Raw genomic sequence first — 15,586 nt, 5'->3', positions numbered from 1 at the left:
CTTCGTACACTCGGGCGCATGGATGACCGCCCTCGAAGTCCTCGCCCCCCTGACCCAGAGCTCGCGAGCCCGGGAGCGGCCAGGGGGACGTCGTGACGCACGAGTGGGTGATGCTGGGGATCGGGCTGGTCCTCACCATCGGCACCGGGCTCTTCGTGGCCTCCGAGTTCGCGCTGGTCAACCTCGACCGCCACGACCTGGAGAAGCGCCGCGACGGCGGTGAGCAGGGCCTGGGGCGCACCATCGGCGCCCTGCGGATCACCTCCACGCACCTGTCCAGCGCCCAGCTGGGCATCACCGTGACCACGCTGCTGACCGGCTACACCTTCGAGCCGGCGGTCAGCTCGCTGCTCGGCTCCCCGCTGGAGGGTCTCGGCCTGCCGCCCGGCGCTGTCCCGGTGGTGGGCGGGATCGTGGGCGTCGTGCTCGCGACCCTGTTCTCGATGGTCGTGGGCGAGCTGGTGCCGAAGAACTTCGCGCTCGCGCTGCCGCTGGCCACCGCCCGGGTGGTGGTGCCCTTCCAGGTCGGCTTCACGACCGTGTTCAAGCCGGTCGTGCTGCTGCTGAACAACACCGCCAACAAGCTGATCCGGATGATGGGGATCGAGCCGCAGGAGGAGCTCAGCGGGGCTCGGAGCGCCGAGGAGCTGAGCTCGCTGATCCGGCACTCGGCCACCGCCGGCCTGCTCGAGGCCGACGAGGCGACGCTGCTCGACCGCACCCTGCGGTTCTCCGCCTTCGACGCCTCGGACCTGATGACCCACCGGATGCGGATGGCCTCGGTCGGCGTCGGGACCACGGCCGGCGAGGTCGTCGAGGCCTCCGCCCGGTCGGGCTTCTCCCGGATGCCGGTGCTCGGCGAGGGCCCCGACGACGTCGTCGGCTTCGTCCACGTCAAGCGCGCCTTCGCGGTGCCGCTGCCGCGGCGCGACGAGGTCACGGCCGCAGACCTGATGTTCGAGCCGACCCGGGTCCCCGCGACCATGAGCGCCTCGGCCCTGCTCACCGAGCTGCGCTCGCACGGCCTCCAGGTCGCCGTCGTCACCGACGAGCACGGCGGCACCGCCGGCCTGGTCACCCTCGAGGACCTCGTGGAGGAGCTGGTCGGCGAGGTCGAGGACGAGCACGACCACGTGCGCCCGGCCCTGACCCGCCGGGGGCGCTCGATCGTCTTCGACGCCTCCTGGCGCCCCGACGAGCTGGCCGACCGCGCCGGTGTCGTCGTGCCCGAGGGGGAGGACTGGGACACCGTCGCCGGCTTCGTCGTCGACGTCCTCGAACGGCTGCCCGTGGTGGGCGACGAGGTGCGTGCCGCGTCCGGTCGGCTCCGCGTCGAGCGCGTCGACGGGGCCCGGATCTCCCGCCTGCGCTACACCCCCGACGAGGTGCGCCCCGGCAGCACCGACGCCACCGACGAGTCGGCCCCGGTCCAGGAGGTCTCCCGTGGGTGAGTCCCTGCCCGGCATCGCGTGGCTGGTGGTGCTGCTCGCCGGCAACGCCTTCTTCGTCGGTGCCGAGTTCGCCGTCGTCTCCGCGCGCCGCAGCCAGGTCGAGCCGCGCGCCGCCGAGGGCAGCCGCGCGGCCCGCACGACCCTGTGGGCGATGGAGCACGCGACGCTGATGCTGGCCACCTCCCAGCTCGGCATCACGATCTGCTCGCTGCTGATCCTGACCGTCTCCGAGCCGGCCATCCACCACCTGCTCGAGGTGCCGTTCGGGCTCACCCCGATGTCGGCGGACGCCATCGGGATCGTGTCGTTCGTGGTCGCGCTGCTGCTGGTCACCTTCCTGCACGTGGTGCTGGGCGAGATGGTGCCCAAGAACCTCGCCTTCTCGGTCCCCGACCGGGCCGCGCTGCTGCTCGCGCCGCCGCTGGTGCTGGTCTCGCGAGTCCTGGGCCCGGTCATCGGCAGCCTGAACTGGCTGGCCAACGGGGTGCTGCGCCTGTGCGGCGTACACCCCCAGGACGAGGCGGCCAGCACCTTCACCCTCGAGCAGGTCGAGGGGATCGTGGAGCAGTCGCGGCGCGAGGGCACGCTCAGCGACGAGTCCGGGACCCTGGCCGGGGCCTTCGAGTTCACCGACCAGACCGTCAGCGACGTCCAGGTCCCCCTGGCCGACCTCGTGGTGCTGCGGGCCGGACTCACCCCGGCCGACGTGCGGGCCGCGGTCGAGGACCACGGCCACTCGCGCTACGTCGTGACCGACGAGGCGGGCCGGCCCTCGGGCTACCTGCACCTCAAGGACGTGATGGACCTCGACGTCACCGAGTTCGAGCGACCCGTCCCCGCCAAGCGCGTGCGCCGGCTCCCGAGCGTGCCGGCCTCGACCGACCTCGAGGACGCACTCGTGCGGCTGCGCGAGGCCGGGGCCCACGTGGCGCTCAGCGTCGACGACGCGGGCGAGCCGGTCGGGGTGCTGTTCCTCGAGGACGTCATCGAGGTGCTCGTCGGCACGGTGGAGGACGCGGCCTGAGAGGAGTGGAGGTCGAGCCTGACGGAGTTCGTGTTGGGGGACGAGGAACATCCATCAGGCCCGACGACTCGAGTCTGCCCGGGCGCAGGAGCGCGCACATGGCACGCGGGTGTCGATCTGCCTGGTGCCGATGCACCAGCCGCCCTCACTGGTCCGGCAGCAGCCCGTCCCGGACGGCGATGGAGAGGACCTCCAGCTTGGAGTGGGCGCCCAGCTTGCTGGAGATGTTCGCGACGTGGTTGCGCACCGTGTAGACGCTGACGACCAGCCGCTGCGCGATCGCCGCGTTGCTCAACCCCTCGGCCAGGAGCGCGAGCACCTCGCCCTCGCGCTGGGTCAGCTCGGTGTGGGTGGAACGGCCCTGGCGACGCAGGCGGGGCAGCAGCCGGACCAGGAGGTCGGGGGAGATCACCGACTCCCCGGCGGCGGCCGAGCGGACCGCGGAGGTCAGCTCCTCCAGGCTGCCGGTCTTGGAGATGAATCCGGCCGCGCCGGCCTCGATGGCGCTGACCAGGACGCTGTCGGCGGTGCTGGCGGTCAGGACCACGACCTGGACGCTGGGGCGCAGGGCCCGCAGCTCGGCGATGGCGCCCACCCCGTCACCGTCGGGGAGCCGGTGGTCGAGCAGCAGCACGTCCGGCGCCGTGCGGGGCAGCAGCACGCGAGCGCGCTCCAGGCTGCCGGCGGTGCCGACGCACTGCAGGTCGGGCTCGGCGTCCAGGACGCTGCGCAGGCTCGCGGCCAGGATCTCGTGGTCGTCGACGACCAGGACTCGCGTGACCTGCGACGACGGGGTCTGCTCCGGTGTGCCCATGACCTCGCCCCCCGGATGGTGTCCGGGCCCTGGCGGCTCGGGATGGCGTCAAGGTACTAGACGCAGTGGTGCGGCAGTGCCATATGGACTTCGCCGCGACCAGGCATGATGCCCTCCAGGGACGTGGTGGGGAGCGTGCAGTGATCCGGGTGGTGGTGGCCGACGACGACGTCGCGTTCCGTGACGTCCTCGTCGACATCCTCCTCGACGACGGTCGGTTCGACCTCGTCGGCACCGCCGACGACGCCGAGTCCGCCGTCGCCGTCGCCGGGGAGGTCCGGCCCGACCTGGTCGTCCTCGACGTGCGGATGCCGGGCGGCGGGCCCACCGCCGCCGACGGCATCCGGCGCGTCACGGCGGGCGCGACCCGCACCGTCGCCCTGTCGGCGCAGGCCGGCAGCGGCCACGTGCTGTCGATGCTGCGCAGCGGTGCGAGCGGCTACCTGGCCAAGGGCAACGTCGGCGTCGACCTCCCGGACCTCCTCGTCCGGGTCGCCCGGGGCGAGGTGGTGGTCGCGGCCCCGGGGGCCGACCGCTTCATGGCCCACCTGTGGAGTCCTGCGACGGGTGACGCTCCCGACTCCTCGCCCGACGGTCCGTGACGGGGTGCGTGGCGGGGTGCGTGGCGGGGTTCGTGGCGGGGTCGCGACGGGCTCGTGTCAGGTGTCGTGCGGGAGACTTCGCCCATGAGACGTGAGGTGCGACGGGTGGAGCCCGGTCCTGGACAGGAGTCGGTGTGGGACTACCCCCGACCCCCGGCGCTGGTGGCCTCCGACCGGCACGTCGTCGTACGCCGTGCGGGGACGCTCGTCGCCGACACCCGGCGCGCCTTCCGGGTGCTCGAGACCTCCCACCCGCCGACCTGGTACATCCACCCCGAGGACGTCAGCGAGGGAGTCCTGTCCCCGTCGCCAACCAGCTCGACGTGGTGCGAGTGGAAGGGTCCCGCGACCTACCACGACGTGCTCGGCATGACCGCCGTCGCCTGGTCCTACGACGACCCGACCCCCGGGTTCGTCGACCTGGCCGGCTACCTCGCGTTCTCGCCCTCGCGACTCGAGTGCTCGGTCGACGGGGAGCGCGCGCTGCCCCAGGACGGCGGCTTCTACGAGGGTTGGATCACCGCCGACGTCGTCGGACCCTTCAAGGGCGGGCCGGGCACGCTCGGTTGGTAGGGGTTGGGCCGGTGAGGTGAGGGCCGGGGCGCCCGGCTCAGTGCCAGTGGCCCCGGGCGTGCTGCGGCGGCCAGAGGTCCTCGACGTCGACGCCCAGCTCGTGGGCGGCGCGCAGCGGCCAGGACGGGTCGCGCAGGGCGGCCCGCGCCAGCAGGACAACGTCGGCCTCGCCGTTGGCCAGGACCTTCTGGGCCTGCACGGGCTCGCTGATCATGCCGACGGCGCCGGTGGGGACGCCGGCCGTGCGGACCCCGGCCGCGAGCGGCACCTGGTAGCCCGGACCGACCGGGATCGAGGCCTGCGCGTTGCCGCCCGAGGAGACGTCGACCAGGTCGACGCCGTGCTCGCCCAGCCGGGCACCCAGACGAGTGCTCTGCTCGAGGTCCCAGCCGCCGTCGATCCAGTCGGTGCCGGAGATGCGGACCAGCAGCGGCACGTCGTCGGGGAGCGCGGCGCGCACGGCGTCGACGGTCTCGAGCAGGAAGCGCGCGCGGTTCTCGAACGAGCCGCCGTACCGGTCCTCGCGGCGGTTGCTCAGCGGCGAGAGGAACTCGTGCAGCAGGTAGCCGTGGGCGGCGTGGATCTCGACGCTGTCGAAGCCGGCGGCCAGCGCCCGGCGCGTGGAGTCGGCGAAGGCCGTCGTGACGTCCGCGATCTCCTCGACCGACATGGCCGCGGGGTCGGCGTACCCCTCGAAGGCGACGGCGCTGGGGGCCTGCGTGGTCCAGCCGCCGTCCTCGAGCGCGACGCTGCCCTGGGTCTCGGCCCAGGGGCGGTACGTCGAGGCCTTGCGGCCCGCGTGCGCCAGCTGCACGGCGATGGCCGCGCCCTGGGAGTGCACGAAGTCCACGATCCGCGCCCAGGCGTGCCGCTGCTCGTCGTTCCACAGCCCGGCGTCCTCGGGGGTGATCCGACCCTCGGGCACCACGGCGGCGGCCTCGGTCACCAGCAGCCCGAACCCGCCGGAGGCGCGAGCCCCCAGGTTGACCATGTGCCAGTCGCCCGGCACGCCGTCGACGGCGGAGTACTGGCACATCGGCGAGAGCCAGACGCGGTTGCGGACGGTGAGGCCACGCAGGGTGACGGGGTCGAAGAGCTCGGGCACGTCGGTGTTCTCCTCCAGGGTCGAGTGGTCTGACGCAGGGCCCAACCCGGTGCACACTGAGGGTGTTCCCCGTCGGTCCCGGGTGTGAGCCACGCCGCTGAGACGGTGGCCCCGGGGAGCGGTGTTGTGCTAAACAGTACAAACTCAGTGCACTTACTATCCTTGAGAGGAGGCAGAGTCAGATGAACGACACCCACACCAGCAGCTCGGCGGGTCCCACGACGGGAGCCGTCGACGTCCACCAGCACCTGTGGCCCGAGGAGCTGCTCGACCGGCTGCGGGCCCGCACCAAGGCGCCGTACCTGCGCGGCTGGACGCTCCACACGGCCGGCGAGCCGGCGTACGACGTGGACCCGGGGCACCACGACGTCGCGACCAGGATCGCGGCCGACCACGACGCGGAGGTGTCGCGCGCCTGCCTCAGCCTCTCCGCCCCGCTGGGGATCGAGCTGCTGCCGCGACCCGAGGCCCAGCCCCTGATCGACGCCTGGCACCGCGGCGTCGAGGCCCTCCCGGACCACTTCGGCGCCTGGGCCTCGGTGGCCTCCGAGAGCGACGCCGTCGACCAGGTGCGCTCGCTGGACCACCTGCTCGCCCAGGACCGGTTCGTCGGGCTCCAGCTGCCGGCCACCGACCTGCTCACGCCCTTCGCGTGGGAGCGGCGAGCCGCCCTGCTGCTGGCCGCCGAGCGGGCCGGCAAGCCCGTGATGATCCACCCCGGCCCCGAGCCCGGGCGGGTCCTGGCCGGCCCCCTGCCCGCGTGGTGGGCGCCGGTCGTCGGCTACACCGCGCAGCTGCAGAGCGCCTGGTGGGGCTGGCAGGCCGTGGGCGGTCGGGCGCTGTTCCCGAAGCTGCGGCTGGTCTTCGTGGCCGCCGCGGGCCTCGCCCCCCTCCAGGCCGAGCGCCACACCATGCGGGGCGGTGAGCGCTCCGCCGTCGACCCCGACGTCTTCGTCGACACCTCGGGCACCGGTCCGCGCGCCCTCGAGGCCGTCGTGCGGTCGCTGGGGGTGGACGTCCTGGTGCTCGGCAGCGACCGGCCGTACGCCGAGCCGTTGCGCGAGCTGCTCGGCGACGCGGCGACCCGGGCGGTGTGGGTCACCAACCCGACCCGGCTGCTGGCCCCGACCCCGGCCGCGCAGGGGGGTGACTCGTCGTGGGCGGTCGCGAGCTGATCCGGGACCGGGCCGCCGCGGCGGACGCCGCGGTGCCGGCCGAGCGGGCCGCCGAGCTGTCGGCGTACCCCGGGGCGACCAGCGTGGGGCACCTCCTGCGCCGGCTCCCCGACCGCGACCTCGACCAGCGCGAGCTGGAGGAGCTGGCCGCGAGCATCGCCCAGCAGCCCGGGCGTGGGCCCACCACGTCGCCTTCGACGGCGAGGAGCGCGTCTACGCCTCGCTGCACCGCGACGCCCACGTCGACGTCTGGCTGCTGTGCTGGACCCCGGAGAACGACACCGGCTGGCACGACCACGACGTGTCCTCGGGCGCGGTCGCGGTGGTCAGCGGCGAGCTGGTCGAGAACAACCTGACCATCGAGCACGGCGCGCGCGAGACCCGCGTCGGCGCCGGTCGGGTGTTCTCCTTCGGCCCCGACCACATCCACCGCCTCAACGGCGCCGTGCACGGCTCGATCAGCGTGCACGCCTACAGCCCGCCGCTGTGGCGGATGGGGCAGTACGCCGTCAACGACGCCGGCGTCCTGCGCCGCGTCTCGCTGTCGTACGCCGACGAGCTGCGGCCGCTCGACTGAGGTCCGGGCGGGGGAGCCACTAGCGTCAGCGGCATGAGTGCCTCCCCCGCCCCGTCCACCGGTGCGTCCCACGTCGAGACGTTCACGATCGGTCAGGCCCCCGGCGTCGTGCTCGAGGTCCTCGACCTGGGCGCCACGGTGCACGCCCTGCACGTCACCGGCGGGGACGGCGTGCGGCGCAACGTGGTGCTCGGGCACCCCGACCCGCTCGACCACCGGGGCTCCACCCACTTCCTGGGCGGCACCATCGGCCGCTACGCCAACCGGATCCGTGGGGGCCGCTTCCACCTCGACGGACAGCCGGTGACCGTCGGCACCAACGACCGCGGCAACGCGCTGCACGGGGGGCCGGACGGCTTCGACCAGCGGACGTGGACCGTGGAGGAGCACACCGCCGACACCCTGGTGCTGGGGCTGCTGAGCCCGGACGGCGACCAGGGGTTCCCGGGTGCCCTCACCGTCCGCGCCCGCTTCACCGTCGGCGCCGCGTCCGCCCGCCTGGACCTGGAGGCGACCACCGACGCGCTGACCGTCGTCAACCTGACCAGCCACGCCTACTGGAACCTCGCCGGCGAGGGGTCCGGCACCGTCGACGACCACACCCTCCAGGTCGAGGCCGACCGCTGGGAGCCCGTCGATGCGACCGGCATCCCGCTGGGGGAGCCGGTGCCGGTCGACGGCACCCCCTTCGACCTGCGCGAGCCGCGGCGCCTGGGCGACCTCGTCCGCGACCGGCACCCCCAGGTCCTCGCGGCCGCCGGCCTCGACCACGACCTGGTGCTGACCGGGTCGGGCTGGCGCCGGGTGGCCACCCTCGCGGCCGCCGCGGCCGACACCCGGATGGAGCTGTGGAGCGACCAGCCGGCCCTCCAGGTCTACACCGGCAACGGGCTCGACGGCACCGTCCCCTCGACGCAGGGGCGCTCCTACCGCCAGGGCGACGGCATCGCCCTGGAGCCGCAGCTGCCGCCCGACAGCCCCCACCGCCCCGGGCTGGCCGAGGCCGCGGTCCTGCGCCCGGGCACGGCGTACGCCGCGGCGATCGAGTGGCGCTTCGGCTCCTTGGCGGACGGTCTGCCGCCGCCGTCGGTCTGATCCGGGCCGCCCGTTCACGTCGACCCCGCCCGCGTGAGCTCCACCGACCCGTCGGGTCGCCACACGTGGCGGAACCGGTGGTCGTGGATCCGTCGGTGGTGCCAGTGGCAGAGCGGGGCGGCGTCGGCGAGGTCGGTGCGACCTCCGACCGACCAGGCCGTGCGGTGGTGCAGCTCGCACCAGGACGTGGGCCGGTCGCAGCCGTCCGCCGCGCAGTGGCGATGGGTGGTCGCGACGGCGGTGCGTTGGGCGTCGTTGAAGAGTCGCGAGGAACGGCCCAGGTCGAGCACGCGGGAGGCGCCACCGAGGGTCCGGCCCCACACCGCGGGCAGCAGGTGGGCGTTGCAGGCGAGGCGTCGGGCCTGGCCCGCCGAGATCGGCTGGTCGGTGTCGAGGTCTGCTGACCGCAGAGCACCGCGCAGCAGTGCGACGTCCATCGTGACGACGACCTGGGCGCTGGTGGTGCCGGTGAGGTGGTCGGTCGGCAGGTGCTCGAGCAGCGTGGCGAACGCGACGCCGCGGGCGTGCTCGGGCGAGGTGTGCTCGGTGCCGCGGGTGCGACGCGGGGCGGCCAGCGCCTCGACCGCCTTCCGGAGCATCGCCGCCTGCAGGTGGGGCAGCGTGAAGCGGCCGGTCACGGTGCCGTCGCCGTTGTCGTGGAAGGTCAGGCGGCAGGCGGCGTGCGCCCGGTCCTCCTCGGCCACCAGCTGGGCGTCCTCCACCGCGTCGACGACGGCGTCGTCGGGCTCGACCTCGGCCAGCACCCGACGGGCGTGACGCCGGAGCTGGTCGGGGGAGTAGCGGCCCGCGTCGGCGACCAGTCGTCGTTCGCACGCGGCGCGGTCGTCGGCGGTGAGCGAGCCAGGCAGCGCGGAGAGTGCCGCGGTGATGACCGCCGCGTGGGCGGCGGACACCTCTCCCGCGTCGAGGGCTCGGCTCGTGGGTCCTGAGGGAGAGGCACCCAGCTCGACCGCGAGCCGGGTCTCCCGGGCGGCGTCGCCCGGCGACGTCCGTGAGGTGCGGGCGGCCCACGCGGCGGTGGTCGGCAGTCCGTGGGAGTGGGCTGTCTCCTGGGCCTCTGCTGCTCCCAGCACCCTCATCCGCACGGCGGCGAGCCGCCGCTGCGCACGCTCCACGCCGCGCAGGGCCGCAGTCGGGTCGGGCGCGGCGCCCGCCGCGGCCAGCAGCCGGTCGAGACAGGCGTCCAGCCGCGCCAGCTCCCCGAGCACGGGGTCGGAGCCGGTCACGGCTCGGGCGGTGGGCATGGATCGAGTGTAGACAAACATGTGTTCGAATACAAGACTGAAGGCCCGCCCAGCGGTGAGGGGGAGAGCGGGGTGATGATGTCGCCGTGAGCGACCCCGCCGTACGCCGTCCCTGGCTGACCCGCAACCTGAAGATCGTGTCGCTGGTGTCGCTGCTGCAGGACGCCGCGTCGGAGCTGCTCTACCCGATCATGCCGATCCTGCTGACGACCGTGCTCGGGGCGCCGGCCGCCGTGGTCGGCGCCATCGAGGGGATCGCCGAGGGCGTCGCGGCCGTGACCAAGGTGCTGGCGGGCCGCTTCTCCGACCGCTGGCGCAAGGTGCCGCTGGTGGGGCTGGGCTACGGGCTGGCCGCGGTCGGCAAGGTCGTGATCGCGCTGGCCGGGGCCTGGCCGGTGGTGCTGGCGGGCCGGGTCGTGGACCGGCTGGGCAAGGGCGTGCGCGGAGCGCCCCGCGACGCGCTCCTGGTGGTCGGGATCCCGCCCGAGCAGCGGGGTCGTGCGTTCGGCTTCCACCGCTCGGCCGACACCGCCGGGGCGGTGATCGGGCCGCTGATCGGGCTCGCGGGCTACGAGCTGCTCGACCACCACCTGCGACCGCTGCTGTGGATCGCGGTGGTGCCCGCGGTGCTGTCCGCGCTCCTGGTCTACGCGCTCAAGGAGCCGGCGCGGGCGGGTGGCGCCGAGGGGTCTCGACGACGGGCACCGGAGCGCCCTGCCCGACCGGCGGAGGCGAGCCCGACGGCGCCCCTGGGGCGCCCGTTCTGGAGCGTGGTGGGGGTGCTGGGGGTGTTCAGCCTGGTCAACTTCCCGGACGCGCTCCTGCTGCTGCGGCTGCACGACATCGGCTTCTCGACCCCCCAGGTGATCCTGGCCTACGTCGGCTACAACCTCGTCTATACCGCGCTCTCCTACCCCGCCGGCGTGCTGGCCGACCGGCTGCGGCCCCAGACCGTCTTCGCGGTCGGCCTGCTCGTCTTCGCCGTCGTGTACGCCGGACTCGGGCTGACCGAGGACCACCTCGCCGCCTGGCTGCTGCTTGCGGGGTACGGCGCCTACACGGGCCTGACCGACGGGGTCGGCAAGGCGTGGGTCTCGGGCCTCCTCCCCGCGGGCACCCAGGGCACCGGGCAGGGCCTCTTCCAGGGCGTCCTGGGGGCCGGCGTGCTCGTGGCCGGGGTCTGGGCGGGCCTTGCCTGGGGCGTCGGCGGCGGGTCCGGCGCGCTGCCCCTGGTCGTCGCCGGCACCGTGGCCGCCGTCGTGGGTGCCGGTCTGCTCGTCGTGCGCCTGCCTGCGGCACACTGGCAGCCGTGACGACCCCCGCAGCCGAGACCGCCAGCCCCTGGTTCGACTCCCCGGCCGACGCCGAGAAGCAGCTCGCGGCCGTGGGCTACCTGGCCGACACCCCGACCGCCACGACCGCGTTCCTGGCCGGCGCGCTGGGCAAGCCGCTGCTGGTCGAGGGCCCGGCCGGCGTGGGCAAGACCGAGCTGGCCAAGGCCGTCGCACGGGCCGCGGGAGCCGAGCTGGTGCGCCTGCAGTGCTACGAGGGGCTCGACGAGGCCCGGGCGCTCTACGAGTGGAACTACAAGAAGCAGCTGCTCCGGATTCAGTCGGCGGGCGACGAGTCCTGGGACGAGACCCACGACGACATCTTCACCGAGGAGTTCCTGCTCACCCGGCCGCTGCTGACCGCGATCCGGCGCGAGGGCCCGACCGTGCTGCTGATCGACGAGGTCGACAAGACCGACGTCGAGGTCGAGGGCCTGCTGCTCGAGGTGCTCAGCGACTTCCAGGTGACCATCCCCGAGCTGGGCACGATCACCTCGACCCGCCGGCCGCTGGTCGTGCTGACCTCCAACGCCACCCGCGAGCTGTCCGAGGCGATCAAGCGACGATGCCTGTTCCTGCACATCGACTACCCCGAGGCCGAGCGCGAGAAGGAGATCGTGCTCTCCCAGGTGCCCGAGGTGGAGGACCGCCTGGCCGTTGAGATCGTCGAGGCGGTGGTGCGGCTGCGCGCCCTGGAGCTGCGCAAGGCGCCCTCGATCGCGGAGACCATCGACTGGGCCCGCACGCTGGTCGCGCTCGGCACCGGCACCCTCGACGCGGCGGCCATCGACCGGACCCTCGGCGTCGTGCTCAAGCACGCCAGCGACCACGAGCGGGCGATCCGCGAGCTCCGCCTGCGCGCGAAGAAGCCGTGACCCTCCTCGACCGCCACCTCGCCTTCGTCCAGGCGCTGCGCGACGCCGGGCTCCCGGTCTCGCTGGCCGAGGGGCTGGACGCGGTGGGGGCGGTCGGCGCGCTGGGGCTCGGTGAGCGCGAGACGCTGCGGGCGGCGTACGCCGCGACGCTGGTCAAGCGCCAGAGCCACCGGCCGGGCTTCGACCAGGTCTTCGACCTCTACTGGCCCGCGCTCGTCGGCGACGGGACGCGCCCGGGGGACGGGCTGCCCGACGACGACGAGCCCGCGGGGGGCGAGGAGTCGCCCGACCCGACCGAGGACCTGATCGGCCGCGACTCGCCGCAGGCGCTGGCCGACTTCCGCGAGGCGCTCACGACGGCCGTGGCGATGGGCGACCCCGACGTGCTGGCCGAGCTGGCCCGCGAGGGGGTCCAGCGGTTCGGGCTGATCCGCGGGCGCGGGCCGGGGGAGCAGCGCTGGTCGGCGTACAACGTGGTCAACCGGGTGTCCCCGGACGAGCTCGTCGAGCGAGCGCTGCGCGGGCTGCTGGGTGACGAGGCCTGGGGCGAGGACCCGTCGCTGCGGCGCCTGGTCGAGGCGCAGGTGCGGCGCTTCGAGGACCTCGTGGACTCCGAGGTACGCCGACGCGCCGCCGAGGTCCGCGGCCCCGAGCACCTCGCCAAGCACACCGTGCGGCCGGCCATCGAGCAGATCGACTTCACCTCCGCGCGCAAGGCCGACCTGGAGCTGATGCGCCGCGAGATCCAGCCGCTGGCGCGCCGCCTGGCCAGCCGGCTGGTGCGCGAGCAGCACCGCCGCGACCGCGGGCCGCTGGACTTCCGCCGCACCGTGCGCGCCTCGATGTCGAGCGGGGGCGTGCCGTTGGAGACCCACCACAAGCCGCGTCGTCCGGGCCGTCCCGACCTGGTGGTGCTGTGCGACGTCAGCGGCTCGGTCTCGAGCTTCGCGAGCTTCACCCTGATGCTGGTCTTCGCCCTGCGCGAGCAGTTCGACCGGGTGCGCGCGTTCACCTTCGTCGACGACGTCCACGAGGTCACCGACCGGTTCGTGGCCGGCGCCGACCCCGCGCAGACGATGGCCGAGCTGGCCGCCAGCGCCCGCTACGCGAGCCTGTGGGGGCGCACCAACTACGGGCGTGCGCTGACCCGCTTCGCCGAGTCCCACGCCGACGCGCTGACCCCGCGCACCAACCTGCTGGTCCTGGGCGACGCCCGCTCCAACCACAGCGACCTGGCCCTGCCGGTCGCGCGCGAGCTGGTCCACGCGGCGCGGCACTCCTGGTGGCTCAACCCCGAGCACGTCCGCAGCTGGAACACCGGCGACAGCGCCGCTCGGGAGTACGGGCAGGTGTTCTCGATGGTCGAGTGCCGCAACCTGACCCAGCTCGGCGAGTTCGTCCACGACCTGGCCTGATCGGCGCCGACGGGCACCGCGCTCACCTAGCCTGGATCGGTCCCGATCGCGAGCCGTCCGTCGGGCGGCCCAGCCACCACGAGTAGAGTTGAGCGTTCGGGTGACCGACCCGACACGTGCGTGATGGAGGACGAGCAGCGTTGAACGAGGACGTGGTCGCGCGGGAGGTCGCGCGCGAGCAGGCGTACGTCGACACCGTCTACGCCCAGCTCGACAAGGCGGCGGCCAGCGCCCAGGCCCTGGAGAAGGAGGGCCTCGAGCGCGGTCGCATCGGCAACGAGGGCGGCCTGGTCGAGCGGGACGCGATGGTCTTCCAGGCCGCGCGCCGGATGGCCACGCTCGACGCCGCCCACGAGGGTCTGGTCTTCGGGCGGCTCGACCTGCGCGAGGAGGTCAGCGCCGCGCCCCGCTACATCGGTCGCATCGGGCTGCGCGACGACGACTACGACGTGCTGCTGGTCGACTGGCGGGCCCCCGCGGCCGCGCTGTTCTACCAGGCGACCCAGGCCGACCCGCGGGGCGTCGTACGCCGTCGGATCCTGCGGTCGCGCGGCGTCACCGTCCTCGGCGTCGAGGACGACCTGCTCGACACCGAGGCCGCCACCGAGCTGCCGATCGTCGGCGAGGGCGCCCTGATGGCGCAGCTCTCCCGCGCGCGCGACCGCTCGATGCACTCCATCGTGGCCACGATCCAGGCCGAGCAGGACCGCGCGATCCGCGCGCCCAACAAGGGTGCGGTGCTGATCAGCGGCGGCCCGGGCACCGGCAAGACCGTGGTCGCGCTGCACCGCGTCGCCTTCCTGCTCTACGGCGAGCGTCGTCGCTACGAGACCGGCGGGGTGCTGATCGTCGGGCCCTCGGGCGTCTTCATGCGCTACATCGAGCGGGTGCTGCCCTCCCTGGGCGAGACGGCCGTGGCGCTGCGCTCGCTCGGCGAGGTCGTGGACGGCGTGCGCGCCACCCGTCGCGACGACCCGGCCGTGGCGGAGGTCAAGGGGGCGGCGGTGATGGCCGAGGTGCTGCGCCGCGCGTCGCACCAGGCCGTGCCCGACGCGCCGCGGGAGTTCCGGGTGTTCTACCGCGACGACGTCATCACGCTGGGCCCGCGCGAGCTGGGCAACGTGCGCCGCCAGCTGCTCTCCATGGGCCCGCGCAACCGGTCGACGACCAAGGTCGCCTCCACGCTGATCGACGCCATGTGGCGCCAGGTCCGCGGCGACCGCGCCCGGGAGCGCACCAAGGAGGAGTTCTCCGAGGAGATGCGCACCGACGACCGCTTCCTGGAGTTCGCCGCCGGCTTCTGGCCGGTGCTGGACGCGGCGACCGTGCTGGGCTGGCTGCGCGACCCCGAGCTCCTGGGTCGTGTGAGCGAGGGGCTGCTGGGCGACGAGGCCGTCCGGTTGCTGTCGAAGTCGTGGGGCGACAGCCTCTCGATCGAGGACGTCGCGCTGCTCGACGAGCTCCGCTACCTGCTGGGCGACCCCCCGAAGGTCGCGACCGGGTCGGTCGACGACGAGTGGCTGGCGGTGGAGGACGCCGCGATGCAGGAGGTCGTCACCGCCGCCGACCGGGAGTACGCCGGCCCGCGCGGCTGGACGCCCCCCACCAACCGGGTCGAGGACGACGGCTTCGCCCACGTCCTGGTCGACGAGGCGCAGGACCTCACCCCGATGCAGTGGCGGATGGTCGGTCGGCGCGGTCGCACGGCCACCTGGACCATCGTCGGTGACCCGGCGCAGTCGTCCTGGCCGGTGCCGGAGGAGTCCCGCGCGGCGCGCGAGGCGGCGATCGGGGACAAGAGGCGCCACGAGTTCCACCTCTCGACCAACTACCGCAACTCCTCGGAGATCTACGAGTTCGCTGCCGACTACGCCCGTCGGGTCGGCCTCGACGCCGACCTGCCCGACGCCGTCCGCTCCACCGGCGAGGCGCCGCTGGAGCTCCGGGTCGACGACCTCGAGGCGGCGGTGCGCGAGCACCTGCTGGCGATGGCGGGCTCGCTCGAGGGCACGGTCGGGGTCGTCGTGCCCGTGGCCCGGGTCGGCGAGGTCTCCCGCTGGGTCGCCTCCTGGCCCGAGGTCGCCGACGAGTCCGGCACCCCCGACAGCCGCGTGGTCGTGCTCACGGGTCTGGACACCAAGGGCCTGGAGTTCGACGGCATCGTGGTCGTCGCGCCCCAGGAGATCGAGGACGAGGCCCCGGCCGGCCGCGCGACCCTGTACGTCGTCTACACCCGCGCCACCCAGCGGATGGTCACCCTCACCCCCTGAACGCCGCCTAGTAG

At 74.0% G+C, this 15,586-nt stretch carries 14 protein-coding genes; 11 read left to right on the top strand and 3 right to left on the bottom strand.

All coding sequences use genetic code 11. The features are described 5' to 3' along the window. Nucleotides 1-92 precede the first annotated feature (92 nt). Complete coding sequence (locus ACYVDA_RS00635; RefSeq protein ID WP_460813762.1) at nt 93-1,451, top strand: hemolysin family protein; 1,359 nt, start codon at nt 93-95, stop codon at nt 1,449-1,451. Continuing rightward, nucleotides 1,444-2,475, top strand: coding sequence for a hemolysin family protein (locus ACYVDA_RS00630; RefSeq protein WP_460813759.1), 1,032 nt, complete (start codon nt 1,444-1,446; stop codon nt 2,473-2,475). The genes ACYVDA_RS00635 and ACYVDA_RS00630 overlap by 8 nt, the downstream gene beginning before the upstream one ends. Nucleotides 2,476-2,620: 145 nt before the next feature. Here ACYVDA_RS00630 and ACYVDA_RS00625 read toward each other — a convergent pair whose 3' ends face one another. Further along, nucleotides 2,621-3,289 (bottom strand): response regulator, encoded by a 669-nt coding sequence (locus ACYVDA_RS00625; RefSeq protein ID WP_460813755.1) that lies wholly within the window; start codon nt 3,287-3,289, stop codon nt 2,621-2,623. A gap of 140 nt (nt 3,290-3,429) precedes the next feature. On the opposite strand from ACYVDA_RS00625, the gene ACYVDA_RS00620 reads away from it, so the two are divergent. Then, nucleotides 3,430-3,891, top strand: coding sequence for a response regulator (locus ACYVDA_RS00620; RefSeq protein ID WP_460813751.1), 462 nt, complete (start codon nt 3,430-3,432; stop codon nt 3,889-3,891). A gap of 84 nt (nt 3,892-3,975) precedes the next feature. Next, nucleotides 3,976-4,464 carry a DUF427 domain-containing protein gene (locus ACYVDA_RS00615; protein WP_460813748.1) on the top strand — a complete coding sequence of 163 codons (489 nt, stop codon included), beginning with the start codon at nt 3,976-3,978 and terminating at the stop codon, nt 4,462-4,464. Between the two features lie 37 nt (nt 4,465-4,501). Here the strand turns inward: ACYVDA_RS00615 and ACYVDA_RS00610 are convergent, their stop codons facing one another. Then, nucleotides 4,502-5,569, bottom strand: coding sequence for an NADH:flavin oxidoreductase/NADH oxidase (locus ACYVDA_RS00610; RefSeq protein ID WP_460813744.1), 1,068 nt, complete (start codon nt 5,567-5,569; stop codon nt 4,502-4,504). A gap of 182 nt (nt 5,570-5,751) precedes the next feature. Between ACYVDA_RS00610 and ACYVDA_RS00605 the strand changes: the two genes are divergently transcribed. The 3 genes from ACYVDA_RS00605 to ACYVDA_RS00595 are packed head-to-tail and all read left to right on the top strand — an operon-like array spanning nt 5,752 to nt 8,416. Further along, a complete protein-coding gene (locus ACYVDA_RS00605) occupies nt 5,752-6,744 on the top strand; it encodes an amidohydrolase family protein (protein ID WP_460813740.1) in 993 nt (330 codons plus the stop codon). Further along, the gene (locus tag ACYVDA_RS00600) at nt 6,716-7,321 is read left to right on the top strand and encodes a cysteine dioxygenase (RefSeq protein ID WP_460813736.1); all 606 of its coding nucleotides are present in this window, start codon (nt 6,716-6,718) and stop codon (nt 7,319-7,321) included. Before ACYVDA_RS00605 ends, ACYVDA_RS00600 begins: the two co-directional genes overlap by 29 nt. Before the next feature lie 33 nt (nt 7,322-7,354). Continuing rightward, on the top strand, nt 7,355-8,416 hold the full coding sequence (locus tag ACYVDA_RS00595) for an aldose epimerase family protein (RefSeq protein WP_460813733.1): 1,062 nt from the start codon (nt 7,355-7,357) through the stop codon (nt 8,414-8,416). Between the two features lie 14 nt (nt 8,417-8,430). On the opposite strand, the gene ACYVDA_RS00590 is transcribed toward ACYVDA_RS00595, so the two are convergent. Further along, a complete protein-coding gene (locus ACYVDA_RS00590; RefSeq protein ID WP_460813731.1) occupies nt 8,431-9,681 on the bottom strand; it encodes an HNH endonuclease signature motif containing protein in 1,251 nt (416 codons plus the stop codon). Nucleotides 9,682-9,767: 86 nt separating this feature from the next. Here ACYVDA_RS00590 and ACYVDA_RS00585 point away from each other — a divergent pair, with 86 nt between their 5' ends. The 4 genes from ACYVDA_RS00585 (at nt 9,768) to ACYVDA_RS00570 (ending at nt 15,572) form a co-directional block, all read left to right on the top strand. Continuing rightward, nucleotides 9,768-10,994, top strand: coding sequence for an MFS transporter (locus tag ACYVDA_RS00585; RefSeq protein ID WP_460813729.1), 1,227 nt, complete (start codon nt 9,768-9,770; stop codon nt 10,992-10,994). Then, complete coding sequence (locus tag ACYVDA_RS00580) at nt 10,991-11,887, top strand: AAA family ATPase (protein ID WP_460813727.1); 897 nt, start codon at nt 10,991-10,993, stop codon at nt 11,885-11,887. The genes ACYVDA_RS00585 and ACYVDA_RS00580 overlap by 4 nt, the downstream gene beginning before the upstream one ends. Beyond that, a complete protein-coding gene (locus tag ACYVDA_RS00575) occupies nt 11,884-13,302 on the top strand; it encodes a vWA domain-containing protein (protein ID WP_460813725.1) in 1,419 nt (472 codons plus the stop codon). Before ACYVDA_RS00580 ends, ACYVDA_RS00575 begins: the two co-directional genes overlap by 4 nt. A 140-nt stretch (nt 13,303-13,442) precedes the next feature. Next, nucleotides 13,443-15,572 (top strand): HelD family protein, encoded by a 2,130-nt coding sequence (locus ACYVDA_RS00570; protein ID WP_460813723.1) that lies wholly within the window; start codon nt 13,443-13,445, stop codon nt 15,570-15,572. Nucleotides 15,573-15,586: the final 14 nt, after the last annotated feature.

It is taken from the genome of Nocardioides korecus (assembly GCF_054778395.1).
The sequence above is the reverse complement of the archived record's forward strand: the minus strand, read 5'-3'. Positions and strand labels throughout refer to the sequence as shown.

Coding starts and splice junctions, on each gene's coding strand:
- ACYVDA_RS00625 (WP_460813755.1), bottom strand. CDS start 3,289: ATGGGCACACCGGAGCAGACCCCGTCGTCGCAGGTCACGCGAGTCCTG.
- ACYVDA_RS00615 (WP_460813748.1), top strand. CDS start 3,976: ATGAGACGTGAGGTGCGACGGGTGGAGCCCGGTCCTGGACAGGAGTCG.
- ACYVDA_RS00605 (WP_460813740.1), top strand. CDS start 5,752: ATGAACGACACCCACACCAGCAGCTCGGCGGGTCCCACGACGGGAGCC.
- ACYVDA_RS00595 (WP_460813733.1), top strand. CDS start 7,355: ATGAGTGCCTCCCCCGCCCCGTCCACCGGTGCGTCCCACGTCGAGACG.
- ACYVDA_RS00590 (WP_460813731.1), bottom strand. CDS start 9,681: ATGCCCACCGCCCGAGCCGTGACCGGCTCCGACCCCGTGCTCGGGGAG.